General features: G+C 41.0%; 19 protein-coding genes and 1 pseudogene. 17 read left to right on the top strand and 3 right to left on the bottom strand.

Annotated elements, in window-relative coordinates; genetic code table 11:
- Window positions 1-228: 228 nt before the first annotated feature.
- Both MED121_RS21575 and MED121_RS21570 read right to left on the bottom strand, forming a co-directional pair.
- On the bottom strand, window positions 229-735 hold the full coding sequence (locus tag MED121_RS21575) for a DUF6691 family protein (RefSeq protein ID WP_242603240.1): 507 nt from the start codon (window positions 733-735) through the stop codon (window positions 229-231).
- 1 nt (window position 736) lies between these two features.
- Entirely contained in the window at window positions 737-1,174 is a 438-nt protein-coding gene (locus MED121_RS21570; RefSeq protein ID WP_009835963.1) for a YeeE/YedE family protein, read from the bottom strand.
- A 188-nt stretch (window positions 1,175-1,362) separates the two neighbouring features.
- On the opposite strand from MED121_RS21570, the gene MED121_RS21565 reads away from it, so the two are divergent.
- Both MED121_RS21565 and MED121_RS21560 read left to right on the top strand, forming a co-directional pair.
- Complete coding sequence (locus tag MED121_RS21565) at window positions 1,363-1,836, top strand: hypothetical protein (protein ID WP_009835964.1); 474 nt, start codon at window positions 1,363-1,365, stop codon at window positions 1,834-1,836.
- A gap of 11 nt (window positions 1,837-1,847) precedes the next feature.
- Window positions 1,848-2,297: a TerB family tellurite resistance protein gene (locus tag MED121_RS21560; protein ID WP_009835965.1), complete on the top strand. Its 450-nt coding sequence runs from the start codon at window positions 1,848-1,850 to the stop codon at window positions 2,295-2,297.
- 134 nt (window positions 2,298-2,431) lie between these two features.
- Here the strand turns inward: MED121_RS21560 and MED121_RS21555 are convergent, their stop codons facing one another.
- The gene (locus MED121_RS21555) at window positions 2,432-3,016 is read right to left on the bottom strand and encodes a Fe-Mn family superoxide dismutase (protein ID WP_009835966.1); all 585 of its coding nucleotides are present in this window, start codon (window positions 3,014-3,016) and stop codon (window positions 2,432-2,434) included.
- Between the two features lie 152 nt (window positions 3,017-3,168).
- Between MED121_RS21555 and MED121_RS21550 the strand changes: the two genes are divergently transcribed.
- From MED121_RS21550 to MED121_RS21485, 15 genes and pseudogenes are all read left to right on the top strand, one after another.
- Window positions 3,169-4,206: a hypothetical protein gene (locus MED121_RS21550; protein ID WP_009835967.1), complete on the top strand. Its 1,038-nt coding sequence runs from the start codon at window positions 3,169-3,171 to the stop codon at window positions 4,204-4,206.
- Window positions 4,207-4,376: 170 nt separating this feature from the next.
- Complete coding sequence (yegQ, locus tag MED121_RS21545) at window positions 4,377-5,789, top strand: tRNA 5-hydroxyuridine modification protein YegQ (protein WP_009835968.1); 1,413 nt, start codon at window positions 4,377-4,379, stop codon at window positions 5,787-5,789.
- Between the two features lie 253 nt (window positions 5,790-6,042).
- Window positions 6,043-6,951: a sulfate adenylyltransferase subunit CysD gene (cysD, locus tag MED121_RS21540; protein ID WP_009835969.1), complete on the top strand. Its 909-nt coding sequence runs from the start codon at window positions 6,043-6,045 to the stop codon at window positions 6,949-6,951.
- A 10-nt stretch (window positions 6,952-6,961) separates the two neighbouring features.
- Window positions 6,962-8,575, top strand: a complete 1,614-nt coding sequence (cysN, locus tag MED121_RS21535) for a sulfate adenylyltransferase subunit CysN (RefSeq protein WP_009835970.1) — start codon at window positions 6,962-6,964, stop codon at window positions 8,573-8,575.
- A gap of 66 nt (window positions 8,576-8,641) precedes the next feature.
- Window positions 8,642-9,199, top strand: a pseudogene (locus tag MED121_RS24655) (WbuC family cupin fold metalloprotein).
- 52 nt (window positions 9,200-9,251) lie between these two features.
- Window positions 9,252-9,770, top strand: coding sequence for a GNAT family N-acetyltransferase (locus tag MED121_RS21525; RefSeq protein ID WP_009835973.1), 519 nt, complete (start codon window positions 9,252-9,254; stop codon window positions 9,768-9,770).
- 142 nt (window positions 9,771-9,912) lie between these two features.
- Window positions 9,913-10,713 (top strand): transporter substrate-binding domain-containing protein, encoded by an 801-nt coding sequence (locus MED121_RS21520; protein ID WP_242603239.1) that lies wholly within the window; start codon window positions 9,913-9,915, stop codon window positions 10,711-10,713.
- 253 nt (window positions 10,714-10,966) lie between these two features.
- Window positions 10,967-11,890, top strand: a complete 924-nt coding sequence (locus tag MED121_RS21515; RefSeq protein WP_009835975.1) for an alpha/beta hydrolase — start codon at window positions 10,967-10,969, stop codon at window positions 11,888-11,890.
- Entirely contained in the window at window positions 11,884-12,429 is a 546-nt protein-coding gene (locus MED121_RS21510) for a hypothetical protein (RefSeq protein WP_009835976.1), read from the top strand. Before MED121_RS21515 ends, MED121_RS21510 begins: the two co-directional genes overlap by 7 nt.
- A gap of 48 nt (window positions 12,430-12,477) precedes the next feature.
- Complete coding sequence (locus MED121_RS21505) at window positions 12,478-12,888, top strand: GFA family protein (RefSeq protein WP_009835977.1); 411 nt, start codon at window positions 12,478-12,480, stop codon at window positions 12,886-12,888.
- 31 nt (window positions 12,889-12,919) lie between these two features.
- Window positions 12,920-13,231 (top strand): YciI family protein, encoded by a 312-nt coding sequence (locus MED121_RS21500; RefSeq protein WP_009835978.1) that lies wholly within the window; start codon window positions 12,920-12,922, stop codon window positions 13,229-13,231.
- Window positions 13,232-13,261: 30 nt separating this feature from the next.
- The gene (locus MED121_RS21495) at window positions 13,262-13,861 is read left to right on the top strand and encodes a DNA-3-methyladenine glycosylase I (RefSeq protein WP_009835979.1); all 600 of its coding nucleotides are present in this window, start codon (window positions 13,262-13,264) and stop codon (window positions 13,859-13,861) included.
- A gap of 48 nt (window positions 13,862-13,909) precedes the next feature.
- A complete protein-coding gene (locus tag MED121_RS24155; protein ID WP_009835980.1) occupies window positions 13,910-14,101 on the top strand; it encodes a CPXCG motif-containing cysteine-rich protein in 192 nt (63 codons plus the stop codon).
- A 7-nt stretch (window positions 14,102-14,108) separates the two neighbouring features.
- Window positions 14,109-14,441, top strand: coding sequence for a YnfA family protein (locus MED121_RS21490; protein WP_009835981.1), 333 nt, complete (start codon window positions 14,109-14,111; stop codon window positions 14,439-14,441).
- 167 nt (window positions 14,442-14,608) lie between these two features.
- Window positions 14,609-15,592 carry a GyrI-like domain-containing protein gene (locus MED121_RS21485; RefSeq protein ID WP_009835982.1) on the top strand — a complete coding sequence of 328 codons (984 nt, stop codon included), beginning with the start codon at window positions 14,609-14,611 and terminating at the stop codon, window positions 15,590-15,592.
- Window positions 15,593-15,615 lie beyond the last annotated feature (23 nt).

Raw genomic sequence — 15,615 nt, 5'->3', positions numbered from 1 at the left:
TACTTGGCTCGTTTCAAGGGAAATGCCGGCAATAGATTTAACTGGGTAGATATGAATTGAATCGAGTTTCATTTATTAAGTTCCATTAAATAAAAATGAGAAGGCCTTAGTGATCACAATCCACTAATTTTATTCAGCTTAGGGATTGAATCCAAACTAAGGCGGCAACTAAGGCTGCAGCTAAAGCAGACATCCATGGTAAGAAAAATAATCTATTGGGGCTAGGCTTTATCTTAGTTTTGCCAGTGTTTGAAAGAGAAAGCTTCCCACTAACATGGATGAGATAAAATAAACCCCTTCCATTGGGTTATTGACTAGGGCGGTTAATGCAGGTCCTGGGCAATAACCCGCTAGGCCCCAGCCAATTCCAAACAAAATAGCACCGAATATTAAAGGTTTGTCTAAGGTAAGCTTGCTTGGTAGTCGCCAAATTGATGAGAACTTGGGTTGAGGCAGTTTGCGCTTAATGCCATAAGCTAAAACGCCAATCGAAATGGCCGATACCATGACAAAAATAAGATCTGGGTTCCAATTCGCATTCTTACTAAAAGGGCTGTCTTGGGTAAAAATAGCACTAACATCAAGAAAGCTTAACACCGCATTTGGGTTTGCCATCTCGGATATGGCAAGGCCAGCACCAAACAAAACGCCTATTATCAAGTGCATGAAAAGGTGAAAAATAGGGTAAGACGTGTCTTGATTAGGTGTCATATGACTCTTTATATTGCTACTCATGTTAGGCTCCTAATTGAAAAAGTCGGCTAGTCACATAAACCGTAATGATGGCGCTAATCATAAAGGTTACGGTTGCCACGATTGAACGTAATGAACCTCTTGAAATACCACACACACCATGGCCACTGGTGCAGCCATTGCCCATGCGGGTGCCAATGCCAACGATAAGGCCGGCAATGATGAGTAAGAAAGGGGAGCGATCACTTGGCATCACAAATTGCGGTTCAAAAAATACCCCGTAGCTAGTGCCGCCTATTAAAGTGCCAGCCAGAATCATAGCGATAGATAACGTGTTAACGCCTTGATCTTTTTTTCTATTAAAAACAGCTTGATTAATTAAGCCGCTAACACCTAATACGCGACCATATAAAAGTAAGTAGAGCAGTGCGGCTAAGCCAATTAAAACACCACCAATAACGCCTGAGTTTATAAAATGCATATTCTAATCCGGTATAAGCTTATAATTTATTGCTATATTGTTTTATGAAACGTCTTCACTGTCAAGCTGGACCCAAATATTTTGTTGTATCAATCAAGGAACTTTTGTGTAAATCAAAATGCTATTATAGGCATATCTTAAATCATGGCTTTTTTGCAGTATGATGTTTAGAGGAGAAAGGACAAGCAGTGTTTAGTTTAGGTTGTGCCTACAGGCATGCAAAAACGGTATTTATATTACCAACGCCACCTAAAGGGGAGTATTTAGTTGATCCAAATGGGCATTTAAACCAACCTTGTGTGGCAGACATTATTGCTCAGGATGGAAACCATTGGCGTAAAATTCTCACCATTATGGCGAAGCTTACGGCGGGCAAAATGGATTGGCGTGAATACCGTGACACTCGCTTGATACAAGAAAGTGAGTGCGTTTTATTTCAAATGCCGGAATATTTAGATCAGGATAAACGTTATTATGTTTGCGGTGGTCAAATGCAATCTTTAGTTAAAGAGACTAGAGACTTTATTCAACTTGATGAAAAAGGCTTAATAAAAGTTGATCAAAACCTGATTTTTTGCCCTTATCCTGATTATCGACAATTTCCAAATAAATTGATTGATTTGAATTTAGCCTATTTGAATCAAGTCTTAGAAAATAAATAAATGGAGAAAGCATGTTAGCTGCATTTAAAAAAATCATTGAGCAATTTCAAGATCCAGAAGAAACAGTCGAGCCTGTTTCTTACCAGCAAGCGGTTGCGGCACTGCTTATTGAAGTCATGTTAGCGGATGAGAAAATTGAAGAAACTGAAAAGCAGCAAGTTTTAACGTTAATTGAGAAAGAAACTGGGCTTTTACAGGTTGAGCAACTTTATCTAGACATGAAACAATCGGTCGAATCCGCTAATGATATGTTTCAATTTACCAATGCCATTAATGATCATGCGGGCAAGGATGAAAAAGAGGCGCTTGTTGCTGCCTTATGGCGGGTTGCCTATGCCGACGGTGTGTTAGATGAATACGAAGATTATCGTATCAGACGTATCTGTGAGCTTCTCTATGTTCCCCATTCTGTTTTTATTCAATCTAAATTAGCTGCTAAAGCTGCGAAAGACGCTGAATAAAGCCTAAGGTAAGATTTTCAGACATAAAAAAACGCTATTCAGACTGGGTTTGAATCGCGTTTTTATTTGCCTTAAATTGGCTTAAGCGTTTCCACAAACCCTTAAGCCAAGACTTAAAACAAAACTAACTGATTTTATGCAGCAAAGTTAGCAGCAGCAAAATCCCAGTTAGCTAGCGCCCAGAAACCTTTTAGGTAATCAGGACGAACGTTACGGTAGTCGATGTAGTAAGCGTGTTCCCAAAGGTCAACAGTCAATAGTGCTGTGTAACCATCAGTAGAAGGCGTACCGGCATTGCTAGTGTTAACAATCTCAAGTTCGCCTGCTGCTGTTTTAACTAACCAAGTCCAGCTAGAACCGAAGTTATTAACGGCTTTGTCATTAAATGCCGCTTGGAAGTCTTCGAAAGAACCCCATTTAGCATTGATTGCGTCAGCTAGTGCGCCTGCTGGTTGACCGCCACCTTGTGGGCTTAGGCTGTTCCAGAAGAAAGTGTGGTTCCAGATTTGTGCTGCATTGTTAAATACAGGACCAGCTGGAGCTGAAGCAATAATGTCTTCTAGGCTTTTGCCTTCGAATTCAGAACCAGGTACAAGACCATTTAATTTAACAACATAAGTGTTATGGTGTTTGCCATGGTGGAAGTCCAAAGTTTCCGCTGACATGTGTGGCTCTAGAGCGTCTTTTGCATATGGTAGAGCTGGTAATTCAAACGCCATTTCATTTCTCCTGCGATTTCATATTGAAAAATGCTTGTTATCAAGCAGTTAATGGTGCATATATAATAGCACCGAAGAATTGAAGATAATATTCCTTCAATTTGTGTGGTTATCCTTTTTTTCATTTAAAACAAGGGCTCAGTTAGAATTCAATGCCAAGACAAGATGATGATGTAGAAATTCCAAGCCTTACCTTGGACCAAGATGAAGTCAGTGACCGTCAATCAAATAGTCAAACGACTAAACGACGATTGGCTCCTGCTTCAAGTAAAGCCAAACCAATTAAAGAGGCCATTGCACAGCCCCAAGTGCAATATAAAAAGCCGAATTTATTTGGCGTTTACCTTCTTTTGTTTGTGTTTATCACAGCTGCCAGTGTGGCTGCCTTTTTAGTATGGCAAGATAATCAAAGATTAAAAGCGGAACTGGCTGCGACTAATACTCAGCTAACTAACTTAGATCATCAACTATTAGCGGCCGATGTGTCTGCAAATGAACAAGATGTGACGGTTGAAGAGACGTTAAAGAATCACAACAGTGAAATTCGTAAGCTTTGGGGGGTGTCATATGATACTAATCGCAAAGCCATTAAAGCCAATACCACAAAAGTGGCTAGCATAGATAAAAAACAATCTGACCTGCGTGAATCCCTTGCAACACAAGGCAAGCTGGTGGCAGTGCAAGGTGAGGCTGTCAATGATATTGAAGCTAACTACCATACTTTATTAGGTAACTTGAATCGATTAGAGCAAGACGCTCAAACCCGTGCCTTTGAAGTAGATGCCATGCGTGAAGAGCAAGACGCAACAGGGCAAGCCTTATCTAATATGGGTGATGATACAGCGAGCTTGATTGGTAAGGTTTCACAACAAAATAGTCAAATTGATAACCTTCTCAATACGATTAAAACTATGCAATCCAATAATCAGAGTGTGAGTAAGCAGGTAACGGATTTAACCTCAACGCTTGCTACGATTGAAGAAAGCATTGCTCAAATAAATCAGAAAATTGATACCTTAGGTAATGATCAACCGGCTATTCCTTCCAACTTACAAGCACAGCTTAAGGATCATCAAGAAGCAATCAATGCCATTGATGCCTTTAGAATCCAAGTGAATGGCAAACTGAATCGAATCGATACCCAAGTTAATCAAATTATGTTGGAGCAACAATTGAGTGCAGAGCCATAATAGGCCAAAACTGATAAGCTCAATTTATCTCACTATGTGGAATTAATAATTTTAAAAATTTGATTCAAATCATAAAAAGGTCGACTAAGTCGGCCTTTTTTTGGTTTTTGCTTTTCCCCTTAAGTCACTCGATTAAAATGCGCCCATTTTAAAATTGACGTGAATGACTTATGACAGAATTACTTTCGCCAGCGGGTACCCTAAAAAATATGCGTTACGCTTTCGCTTATGGGGCCGATGCCGTATACGCAGGCCAGCCTAGATATAGCCTAAGGGTGAGAAATAACGACTTTGATATGGCCAATCTCGCCACCGGTATAGAAGAAGCCCATGCTCAAGGCAAAAAGCTGTATGTTGCCAGTAATATTGCGCCACACAATTCTAAGATTAAAACCTATTTACGTGATATTGAGCCTGTTATCGAAATGGGCCCTGACGCCCTTATTATGTCAGACCCTGGCATGATGATGCTGATTAAAGAAAAGTGGCCAGATCAAGAGTTACATCTTTCTGTTCAAGCCAATGCGGTGAATTGGGCGACGGTTAAGTTTTGGCATGACTACGGCCTTAAACGTGTCATTTTATCCCGTGAATTATCTCTCGATGAGATCGCAGAGATACGAGCTAAAGTGCCTGAAATGGAAATCGAAACTTTTGTTCACGGCTCTTTGTGTATTGCGTATTCGGGTCGTTGTCTACTATCAGGCTACTTTAACCGACGTGATCCAAACCAAGGTTCTTGTACTAACTCATGTCGTTGGCAATATGATGTGAAAGATGCCAAAGAGGAACTATCTGGTGATATCGTGCCGGCTGATGGTAGCCATTTGTATGAACAAGCGAAAAAAGAAGCGCAAATGTTCGATCCTACTAGCGCTGACATGAGAGGCTTTGATCAATTAACTTTTGGTGAAAATGACGATTTTAAAACCACCTTAGGTGAAGGAAAGCCTTATGAGGATGTGGTGTTATTACGTGAGCAGGGCCGTGAAGGTGAATACATGCCAGCGTTTGAAGATGAGCATGGCACCTACATTATGAATTCACGTGACCTTAGAGCCATTCAGCATGTGGAAAAATTGATTGAAATGGGTGTGCATTCATTAAAAATTGAAGGCCGTACCAAATCTCATTTTTATGCAGCACGAACCGCTCAACTTTATCGCCAAGCCATTGATGATGCCACCCATGGTCGTGCGTTTGATATGAGTCTCATGGATAGATTAGAAGGCTTAGCAAATAGAGGGTATACAGAAGGTTTTTACCGTCGTCATGTACATGATAAGTATCAGAACTATCAACATGGTAATTCTCAATCCACCAAGCAGCAATTCGTGGCTGAGATGAAAGGTTGGCACAAGGGCATGTTAACCTTGGATGTTAAAAACCGCTTTAAAGTGGGCGATAGTGTCGAACTCATTACACCAAAAGGCTCAAGAACCATCCTCATTAATGCCATGCTGAATAAAAAAGGCGAGCGCGTGAGTGTTGCGTCTGGTTCTGGTCATGTGGTGAGCATCCCTTGTGAAAGTGAACCGGCTGATATCGAATACGGTTTAGTCATGCGTAATCTACCCAATTAAGCGCCATAGTCTATAGCCTATTTCTTATTTGAAAGTATTGTATTTAAAGTGAACTTCATAGGTTCTTCTTATTTAGTTCATTTTAAATATCTATATGTATAAATGTTCTATCAAAACACCTGCTTATAACTTTTTTTGAAAATAGCTTGCCTGTATAGTATCTATCAAATGCCGAATCCATTCACTTTTAACGACTTTGAATTGTTAAAAATTTGAAGGGATTAAAAGTCGGACACAACTGAGATAGGAAATTATGAACGAGGCGAGACTCACTCATCTAAAACAGCTTGAGGCTGAAAGTATCCATATCATTCGTGAAGTGGCTGCTGAATTTGATAACCCTGTAATGTTGTATTCAGTAGGTAAAGACTCTGCTGTGATGCTGCATTTGGCTATGAAAGCCTTTCACCCTGGTAAACCACCTTTTCCACTTATGCATGTGGATACAGGTTGGAAGTTTAAAGAAATGATTAGCTTCCGTGATGAAATGGTGGCGAAATTAGGTCTTGAGCTTTTGGTTCACCAAAACCAAGAAGGTATTGATCAGGGTGTCGGCCCCTTTACACACGGTAGTGCTAAGCACACCGACGTGATGAAAACCCAAGGTTTGAAGCAAGCATTAGACAAATACGGCTTTGATGCTGCATTTGGTGGTGCGCGTCGTGATGAAGAGAAATCACGAGCAAAAGAACGTGTTTATTCGTTCCGTGATAAACAGCACCGTTGGGATCCTAAAAACCAACGTCCTGAATTATGGAACATCTATAACGGTAAAGTGAATAAAGGCGAAAGCATTCGCGTTTTCCCTCTATCTAACTGGACCGAGTTGGACATCTGGCAATATATCTACCTAGAAAGTATTCCAATTGTTCCTCTTTATTTCGCTAAACCACGTCCAGTGGTCGAGCGTGATGGCACCATGATCATGGTTGATGATGAGCGTATGCCATTAAAAGAGGGTGAAGTACCTGAAATGAAATCTGTCCGTTTCCGTACCTTGGGTTGCTACCCATTGACCGGTGCAGTGGATTCTGAAGCGGCGACCTTGCCTGAAATTATTCAGGAAATGCTACTGACAAAAAGTTCAGAGCGCCAAGGGCGAGTGATCGACCATGACTCAGCAGGGTCAATGGAAGAGAAGAAAAAACAAGGTTATTTCTAGGAGTTAGAGAATGTCGCACCAGTCAGAATTGATCAGCCAAGATATTCTTGGTTACTTAAAGCAGCATGAAGAAAAAGACATGTTGCGTTTGTTAACTTGCGGTAACGTTGATGATGGTAAAAGTACCCTAATCGGACGTCTATTGCATGACTCAAAACTTATTTTTGAAGATCACCTAGAAGCCGTAAAACGTGACAGTAAAAAGTCAGGTACTCAAGGTGAAGAAGTTGATTTAGCGCTTTTGGTAGATGGCTTACAAGCTGAGCGTGAGCAAGGTATTACTATTGATGTTGCTTATCGTTATTTCTCAACAGAGAAACGTAAGTTCATCATTGCTGACACACCAGGGCATGAACAATATACACGTAACATGGCAACAGGCGCGTCTACCTGTGATCTAGCGATTATCTTGATTGATGCCCGTTACGGCGTACAAACTCAGACTCGTCGTCACAGTTATATTGCCGCTTTGCTAGGGATTAAACACCTAGTAGTTGCTGTTAACAAGATGGACTTGGTTGACTTCTCTGAAGACAGATTCAACGAAATTAAAGCAGAATACCTAGCCTTTACTGAGCAACTAGGTAACCGTGCCAGCGAAGATATTCGTTTTGTACCTTTATCAGCACTTCGTGGTGATAACGTTGTAAATGAATCGAGCAGCACACCTTGGTATACAGGCGGCGCTTTAATGAACATTCTTGAGAGTGTTCAGATTGATCGTGATGTTAAGAGCAATCACTTCCGTTTGCCTGTGCAATATGTAAACCGTCCTAACCTAGATTTTCGTGGTTTTGCCGGCACCATTGCAGCAGGTTCTGTGAAACCAGGTGATGACATTATCGCTTTGCCATCAGGCAAAACCAGTAAAGTTGATGCGATTGTTACTTATGACGGTAATCTAGATGAAGCACGTGCTGGCGAAGCCGTGACTATCACACTAGAAGATGAAATCGATATCAGTCGTGGTGACATGCTTGCGCATGTGGGTTGTGAACCGCTAATGGCAAGCACCTTAAGAGCGTCTATTGTATGGATGGCGGATCACCCGCTGGTGCCAGGCAAGTTGTATGACTTTAAACTAGGTACTCAAACAGTACCGGGTAAAGTGCATCACTTTAACCACAGAGTAGATGTCAATACGCTTGAGCACAGTGACATCGAATCACTAGAACTAAACGGCATTGGTGACTGTGTCATTCAATTTGATGCCCCCGTTGCTTTCGATCAGTATCAAGATAGTCGTCTAACAGGCGCCTTGATCATCATCGACCGCCTATCTAACGTGACAGTGGGTGCTGGCATGGTAGAAGAGAAGGTTGCTGATATTGATGAAGATTCAGATGTAACAGCTGAAGATAGAGCCGCTCGTTTAGGTCAAAAACCCGCCGTGATTGCGTTATCTGCACAAGGTTTTGGTCAAGCGAAAGCCCTTGAGCGTGCTTTGCTTCGCCAAGGTATTGTTGCTCTTGCAAAAGCTGACGTAAGCCAAGCAGAAGCGGATCTTGTTCGTGCAACAGGGGTAACCTTGTTAACGAATGATGAGGGTCATGCGGATTCTGAAATCTTGGAAACAAAAGTTGAAGAGATAGTAGAGCGTGTTATTGAAAGTGTTCGCTTGTAATACTGGTATGTGAATACTTATCAATATTAAAAAATCCCAGCCAAGTGCTGGGATTTTTTTTGCCTAATGATTAAGATGGCAGCCGTAAGAGAGATTACCCTTCACAAAAAAATATTGACACTGCGAACAGGAAGAAAAATGAAAAAGCTGGATGATGTGCTATTCCAAGCATTAATTGAAAAAGCGGAGCAAAGCGATCGTAAACGCTCACATCATTGTTTTCATACAGAACACTCAGATCCCGTTCAGCGCATGTGTATAGGTTTAAAAAAAGGCACTTATGTAAGACCCCATTTTCATTCTCAAACGAATAAATGGGAAATGCTGCTCGTGTTAAAAGGAAGATTGGCATTAGTTATTTTCGATCAAACGTGAAAAGTGATTGAGAAGCTAAGCTTAAGCCCTAATCAGCCTATTATGGGGACAGAATTTCCTGAAAACACTTGGCACAGTATTTATCCAGAAACAGAAGACGTCATTATTCTAGAGTTAAAACCGGGTCCTTTTACGCCTGCTACAGAGTCTGATTTCGCGGTTTGGGCGCCAAAAGAAGGGGAACTAGGTGTGAGTGAGTTTATGACCTGGTTAGAAAATTCAAAGCTTGGCGATACCTATCTCGCATAAGCATTAAAACGCTTTAATAAACATTACTTCAAAGCTCACAAGGAGGTGTTCTATGATTTTAATTGATACTCCAAGACTACAAATGCGCGAGTTTACCCTTGCCGATAAAGAAGCTGTTCTTGATTTTGCTAGCTGTGAAAAAGTCACGCGATACACAGGTGATGCTGGTAGGGTGAAAAACCTTGATGATGCTGCCATGGTTATCAGCGATATTTGGATGGCTGAGTATGAAAGAGTTGGTTACGGGCGATATGCACTTATCCATAAAGAAGATAATAAAGTCATTGGTTTTTGCGGCGTAAAATTTGATATTCATGCTAATGCGCCTGACCTTGGTTATCGTATATTGCCCAAGTATTGGGGGCAGGGATTAGCAACAGAGGCCGTCATTAGCGCATTAAAATATGCAAGGGACGTTCTTTGTTTAGATAAGATCATTGCCGAAGCCGTCGATGAGAATATCGCCTCAAATAAAATACTGCTCAAATTAGGGTTTAAAAAAGTGGGCTCTGATATGGGTGATGGCTATCAGGTCAATCGCTATGAATCCTTTATTCAGAATTCAAAATGAATGAATAAATAGATATCCTTCTAAGGCTTTATATAAAGACCTGATTACGATTTATTCCTTTATTAATGGCGTTAAAATTCACTCCCGCCCTCGTTCGAACTCGTTAACCTTATTCATCACCCCAATGAAAAGGTTTAAAACTATGCTTATTAACATGTTTAAAATCAGACCACTGTCACCAGGTTTGCAGAAAATAGCCGCTAAAATACCTCTGATTACCTTAATATACGCCTTTATTTTCATCACTTTACCCAATCGTGTGCAGGCACAAAATGTCTCTATGACAACCACTAACTGGGCGCCTTTTTATGCTGAATCTCTTGATCAAGGGGGCTTTGTCACCGCCATAGTTGATGCTTCATTTAAAGCGGCGGGTTATGACACGGCTATAAAATTCACCAGTTGGACAGATGCGCTAGAGCAAGTAAAAGAAGGCAAGAAAGACGTCGTAGTGGGTGCTTATTTCTCCGAAGACAGGGCGCAGCATTATCACTATTCATTGCCTATTTACTCTGTTTTAACGGGCGTATTTAAAAAAGCGGGTCATGAGTTAGATTTCTATACCTCTTTAGACACCCTAGACCAATATAAATTAGGCAAGCTTGATGGCACGGTTGTCGCGAAAAGCTTCGATGCCTATCCGTTTAAACATCTAAAAGGCTACGAGCAAGTCAGCTTAGGCTTAAAAGCCTTAGATCAAGGTGAGATTGATCTGTATGTTGAGAGTTATGCGGTTGCCAAACAAGTTGCAGCGGATATGGGCATGCAAGCGGATAAGATAGAAATGATACAGCCGCCCTTAGAAGATAATGACCTACATATTATGATTTCTAAAAACATTCCTAATGCCATCGAAATCCGAGATGCTTTCAACAAAGGCTTTGTGCAAATTCAAACGAATGGCACCTATGAGACAATTTTAAAAGAATTTAACCAGATGTAGGTCTGAAGTAAGTCGTATTTCAATGGCTGCGTTCGCCGCCAAGGTGTCAGTCAGGTTTTTAAAATGGACGTTTAGGTAAGTGCATTGTGCCAAGGAAGGCATTTTTTCCCTTTTTCATAGCGTTAAATTCCTGCCAATTTTTTATCTGTTATTCTTTTTATCATATTTAATTTACTACTGACAAATGGTGTCAGTAGGGTGTCATTATACTGTCGGCTTCGAGATCAAATAGTTAATCAAGGAGCAGATAGCAATGGCACTATTTACCCATAATTCTGGCAACTACTTAACAAGGGAAGATGCCAAACTTTATTATGAGGTGATAGGAAACCCAGCAGGCTTTCCACTTATCTTACTTCATGGTGGCATGGGCAATTTAACCGACTTTAATGCCATTTTAAGCGCTTTGGTCGATGACTTTAAATTGATAGGGTTAGACTTTAGAGGCCATGGAAAATCCAGTCTTGGCACTAAAGCGCTGAGCTATAAAACCTATCAAGAAGATGTCGAAGCACTGCTTGATCACCTCAATCTCTCACACTTTGCCATCATAGGCTTTAGTGATGGTGGGATTACCGCTTATCGTATCGCTTCCCATAAAACCTCAGAAAAAGCCAGCCAAGTGAAAGCACTTGTTGCCATTGCAGCTCATCAACAGATTCACAAAAACGATTTCAGCTTTCCTTTTTTAGCCAATATGACAGGGCCAAAATGGCGCGCTAAATTTCCCGTACCGACTGCTTATTATGACAGGATCAATCCAGAACCAGATTTTGATCACCTAGTGGAGCAAGCCGTTAACTTATGGACATCAGGCAAAACCAGCTATTACCCAGATAAAGCGGTTAAGCAGATAAAAGCCCCTTGTTTATTGGTAAGAGGAGAAGAAGACCACTTATTTTCTGAGATGGAAATGAGTCGCCTCAATTCTCTTATCAAAGGGTCTCAAACTGCTTCAATTGCCACGGCGGGTCATGAGGCATACCAAGACAATCCTTATGTTTTTACTCAAAAGGTAAAACCCTTTCTGCTTGAAGCTCTCTCATCAAAGATGAGGCTAACACCCGCAATATCAAATCAAGTGAAGCGACTATCAAAAAAGCAGCAGTCAAAAAAGCAACAGTCAGAGAAGCAAATATCAGATAAGCAACAGTCAGAGAAGGAGCCAGTATGTTAGCGCAAACGTTAAACCCCTTTGAAAGTGAGAGCTCAGAACAAAGTTTGGAGGTAGAAGCAGGTCTTAAAGCACCGAAAGACTTTGATTTTATGATAGGTCATTGGCAGGTAAAGCATAGGCGGCTTAAAAAGCGTTTAGAAAATTGTCAGGAGTGGTATGAATTTGACGGTACTTCTTCAACCATTAAAACTCTGGGCGGTTTTGGTAATTTAGAAGATAACTTACTTAACTTGTCCGAAGCTTATCCAGAAGAAAGTTATCGTGCTTTAGCGCTACGCTCTTTTAATGAAATGACACAAACATGGTCGATCTGGTGGTTAGATGCACGTTTTCCTGATGCCCTTGAGACGCCAGTTACAGGGCGTTTTACACAAGGTATCGGTTTGTTTTATGCCAATGATGTACTGCACGGACAAAACATTAAAGTTCGGTTTAAATGGATATCCTCTGCAAAAAGCCCAAGGTGGGAACAAGCATTCTCCACCGACGATGGCACAACCTGGGAAACCAATTGGATAATGGAATTCTCTCCACTTTAAATTGAGCGCTCGCTAATACTCATACAATTATTAATAAGGAAATCACCCATGCCAAACGCAAGCTGTTTATGCGGACAAGTCAAAATTACGGCCGAAGAGGTAAAGCCCGATGTGAGTGCCTGTCACTGTCAATCTTGTCGAGGTTGGGGAGGCGGGCCATTTCTTGCGGTTCAGTGCGGTACCAAGGTCCAATTTGAAGGGCAAGAACATATTAAAGAGTACGATTCTTCAGCGTGGGCGAAGCGAGGGTTTTGCCAATCATGCGGTACGCATCTTTATTTTTATTTCAAAAAAGCAGAAGCTTACAATATGCCAGTCGGTATCTTCGAAAACCTAGAAGGTCTTGCTATGGCAATGCAATTCTATATCGATAAAAAGCCTGATTATTATTGTTTTGCCCAAGACACTGCCTCAATGACTGAGGCAGAAATTATGAGCTACTATGCAAGTGAACTTTAGAACGAATCAATGGAAATGAGGAGATAATATTATGTTCAATGTTTATTTAACCTTTGCAGAAAATAAAGCGTTGGCAGCTGAATTTATGCAAGGTCATAAGGACTGGATCAAACAAGGCGTTGAAGAAGGTGTATTTCTCATGGTTGGGAGCATTAAACCTTCTGATGATAACCCAAAAGCAGGGGGCTTCATCATGGCTTTTAATCTGAGTTACGACGCTTTAGTCGAGAAAGTGAATCAAGATCCTTTTGTCATCCATAAAGTTGTACAAGCTGAGATTTATGAAGTTACCCCAAACCAGTTAGATGATAGGCTAGCTTTTTTAATGCCTGCCCAAAATTGAAAAGCAGGTTTAAAGCAACAGGAAAATTGAATGACAGACCCATTTATTGGCCCTGATGGTAAAGCACGATGCGCTTGGGCTGGCACTGCCCCTGAGTTTCTTGCCTATCATGACAAAGAATGGGGATTCCCTGTTATTGATGATCAAAGATTGTTTGAGAAGGTGTGTCTAGAGAGTTTTCAATCTGGCTTGAGTTGGCGCACCATCTTAAATAAACGAGCGGCTTTTCGCGCCGCTTTTGATCAATTTGATTTTCATAAAGTTGCCCTTTATCAAGAAGCTTATGTAGAGAAATTACTGCAAAATGAAGGCATCATTCGCAATCGTCGAAAAATAGAAGCGGTTATTAATAACGCACAAAAAGCCATTGAGATGCAACAAGAAGAAGGCTCATTAGCAGCCTTCTTTTGGCGTTATGAGGCTAAAATACCTGCTGAGCCTCAAACTCAAACTACTTCAACAGAATCCATTGCTCTCTCTAAAGCGCTTAAAAAGAAAGGCTGGAAATTTGTTGGCCCCACCACCATGTTTGCCTTTTTACAGTCCATGGGGTTTATTAATGACCATGAGCACGGTTGTTGTGTGCGAGAAGAAATCGACATAATTCGCAAGCAGCTAAAAAGACCTTGAGTTAGAATAAGTGCCTCTTATTCATTTATCTTGCTAAGCAGGTTAACCATGCATCAACTCGAAGAAAAAAGCATCTCTTGTCCCTATTGTGGGGAGGTGATCGAGGTTCTTATTGACCCCGAAGATACCGATCAAGAATACATAGAAGATTGCCAAGTCTGCTGTCGTCCCATTAGTTTCAATATTTCAATGCAAGGAAATGGAGAGCTGGAGATTCATGTTAGAGCCGAAAACGAGTAACGCATTAATGTTTGAATTGAAAACCCTGGGTCTTTTTATAGTCACCGCCTTGGCCGAAATTCTAGGCTGCTACTTACCTTATTTGTGGCTTAAACAAGATAAAAGTATTTTACTCTTGATACCCGCTGCCTTTTGTTTAGCCTTGTTTGCCTGGTTATTATCCTTACATCCAGAGGCGTCCGGCCGTGTGTATGCTGCTTATGGTGGTGTTTATATTTTTGTTGCCATTCTATGGTTATGGCTGGTGGACGGCATTAAACCAACCCATTGGGATATGATAGGGGCGAGTGTGGCACTTATTGGCATGGGCATTATTATGTTTGCACCAAGGTCAGTTTAATGAGCGTCTTGGTGTAAAGCGCAAGAATGGAAAAGTCGCTTTAGTATCAATCTGATAATCTATCCGCTGATTTTCCTGTCACTATTCTATTAGCTACTCTCATTAACTACTCCTATTAACTACTTTAATAGTTATCTTTTTACGATTAAGACACCCAGTTGTAAATTATGAACTCAGTTTATCTCGCTAGAATCCAGCAAGCCCTTGAATATATAGAGACCAACCTAAATACGCATTTATCTTTAAGTGACGTGGCTAAAGCCAGTCACTTTTCTGAATTTCACTTTCATCGCATTTTTAAAGGGGTGATGGATGAAACCTTAAATGACTACATAGGTCGTAGACGAATGGAAAGAGCGGTTAATAAACTGATGTGTTACCCAGAGCATTCGATCACTCACATCGCTCTGGAAAGTGGTTTTTCCTCCAGTGCCAACTTTGCTAAAGCCGTTAAGCTTTATTTTGGCTTTAGTCCCTCTGAGTTAAGAGATCCAAGTAAGCTGTCGAATCAATCCGATAAAACAAAAAACAGCAAGATAGGAAAAATACAAAGCAAGTATGGAAAAGTGTTTTTACCCAGCGATTTATATCCTACTCAAGTCATCAAGAATGACAGCGAACAGCAGCAAGACGCTGCTGAACTAGAGATAAAATCGTTACAAAAGGGTGAAAAAATGGACGTGAAAGTAAAAAACTTATCAGAACAAAAAGTAATAAAATTAGCGAGTGTTGGTGGTTATGAAGAATCTGCTATCTATCAAACTTGGGGGCAACTGATCGACTTTGCACAAACAAGAGGGATAGAAGAGTCTAACCAGCAAAGGTTTGCATTTTGTTATGATAATCCGGTGTTAACGCCTTTAAATAAATGCCGTTATGAAGCCGCAATTATTATGCCGGAAGCGGCGCAAAGTACGAGAGTCAATGCGCCTTATTTTATTGCCAGCATTCCAGCCGGTCAGTATGCGGTGCATTATTACAAAGGGCCGGGAGCCGAGGCGATACAAGCCCATTTGCACTTTTACTCCCATTGGTTGCCGCAAAGTGGCTATGAGCCAGATCACTTCCCCGTAATAGAGCATTATCTTAATGATGCCAGAGTGGATGGCTTTGTGGAGATGGAAATCTATATCAAACTCAAAGCGCTTTAATCAAAGTGAGAGCTAGACATCAA

This window comes from Marinomonas sp. MED121 (genome assembly GCF_000153025.1).
Lineage (GTDB): Bacteria > Pseudomonadota > Gammaproteobacteria > Pseudomonadales > Marinomonadaceae > Marinomonas.
The sequence above is the reverse complement of the archived record's forward strand: the minus strand, read 5'-3'. Positions and strand labels throughout refer to the sequence as shown.

Coding starts and splice junctions, on each gene's coding strand:
- yegQ (WP_009835968.1), top strand. CDS start 4,377: ATGACAGAATTACTTTCGCCAGCGGGTACCCTAAAAAATATGCGTTAC.
- MED121_RS21505 (WP_009835977.1), top strand. CDS start 12,478: ATGCCAAACGCAAGCTGTTTATGCGGACAAGTCAAAATTACGGCCGAA.
- MED121_RS21550 (WP_009835967.1), top strand. CDS start 3,169: ATGCCAAGACAAGATGATGATGTAGAAATTCCAAGCCTTACCTTGGAC.
- cysD (WP_009835969.1), top strand. CDS start 6,043: ATGAACGAGGCGAGACTCACTCATCTAAAACAGCTTGAGGCTGAAAGT.
- MED121_RS21500 (WP_009835978.1), top strand. CDS start 12,920: ATGTTCAATGTTTATTTAACCTTTGCAGAAAATAAAGCGTTGGCAGCT.
- MED121_RS21490 (WP_009835981.1), top strand. CDS start 14,109: ATGTTTGAATTGAAAACCCTGGGTCTTTTTATAGTCACCGCCTTGGCC.
- MED121_RS21570 (WP_009835963.1), bottom strand. CDS start 1,174: ATGCATTTTATAAACTCAGGCGTTATTGGTGGTGTTTTAATTGGCTTA.
- MED121_RS21575 (WP_242603240.1), bottom strand. CDS start 735: ATGAGTAGCAATATAAAGAGTCATATGACACCTAATCAAGACACGTCT.
- MED121_RS21525 (WP_009835973.1), top strand. CDS start 9,252: ATGATTTTAATTGATACTCCAAGACTACAAATGCGCGAGTTTACCCTT.
- MED121_RS24155 (WP_009835980.1), top strand. CDS start 13,910: ATGCATCAACTCGAAGAAAAAAGCATCTCTTGTCCCTATTGTGGGGAG.
- cysN (WP_009835970.1), top strand. CDS start 6,962: ATGTCGCACCAGTCAGAATTGATCAGCCAAGATATTCTTGGTTACTTA.
- MED121_RS21555 (WP_009835966.1), bottom strand. CDS start 3,016: ATGGCGTTTGAATTACCAGCTCTACCATATGCAAAAGACGCTCTAGAG.
- MED121_RS21495 (WP_009835979.1), top strand. CDS start 13,262: ATGACAGACCCATTTATTGGCCCTGATGGTAAAGCACGATGCGCTTGG.
- MED121_RS21510 (WP_009835976.1), top strand. CDS start 11,884: ATGTTAGCGCAAACGTTAAACCCCTTTGAAAGTGAGAGCTCAGAACAA.
- MED121_RS21515 (WP_009835975.1), top strand. CDS start 10,967: ATGGCACTATTTACCCATAATTCTGGCAACTACTTAACAAGGGAAGAT.
- MED121_RS21485 (WP_009835982.1), top strand. CDS start 14,609: ATGAACTCAGTTTATCTCGCTAGAATCCAGCAAGCCCTTGAATATATA.
- MED121_RS21560 (WP_009835965.1), top strand. CDS start 1,848: ATGTTAGCTGCATTTAAAAAAATCATTGAGCAATTTCAAGATCCAGAA.
- MED121_RS21520 (WP_242603239.1), top strand. CDS start 9,913: ATGCTTATTAACATGTTTAAAATCAGACCACTGTCACCAGGTTTGCAG.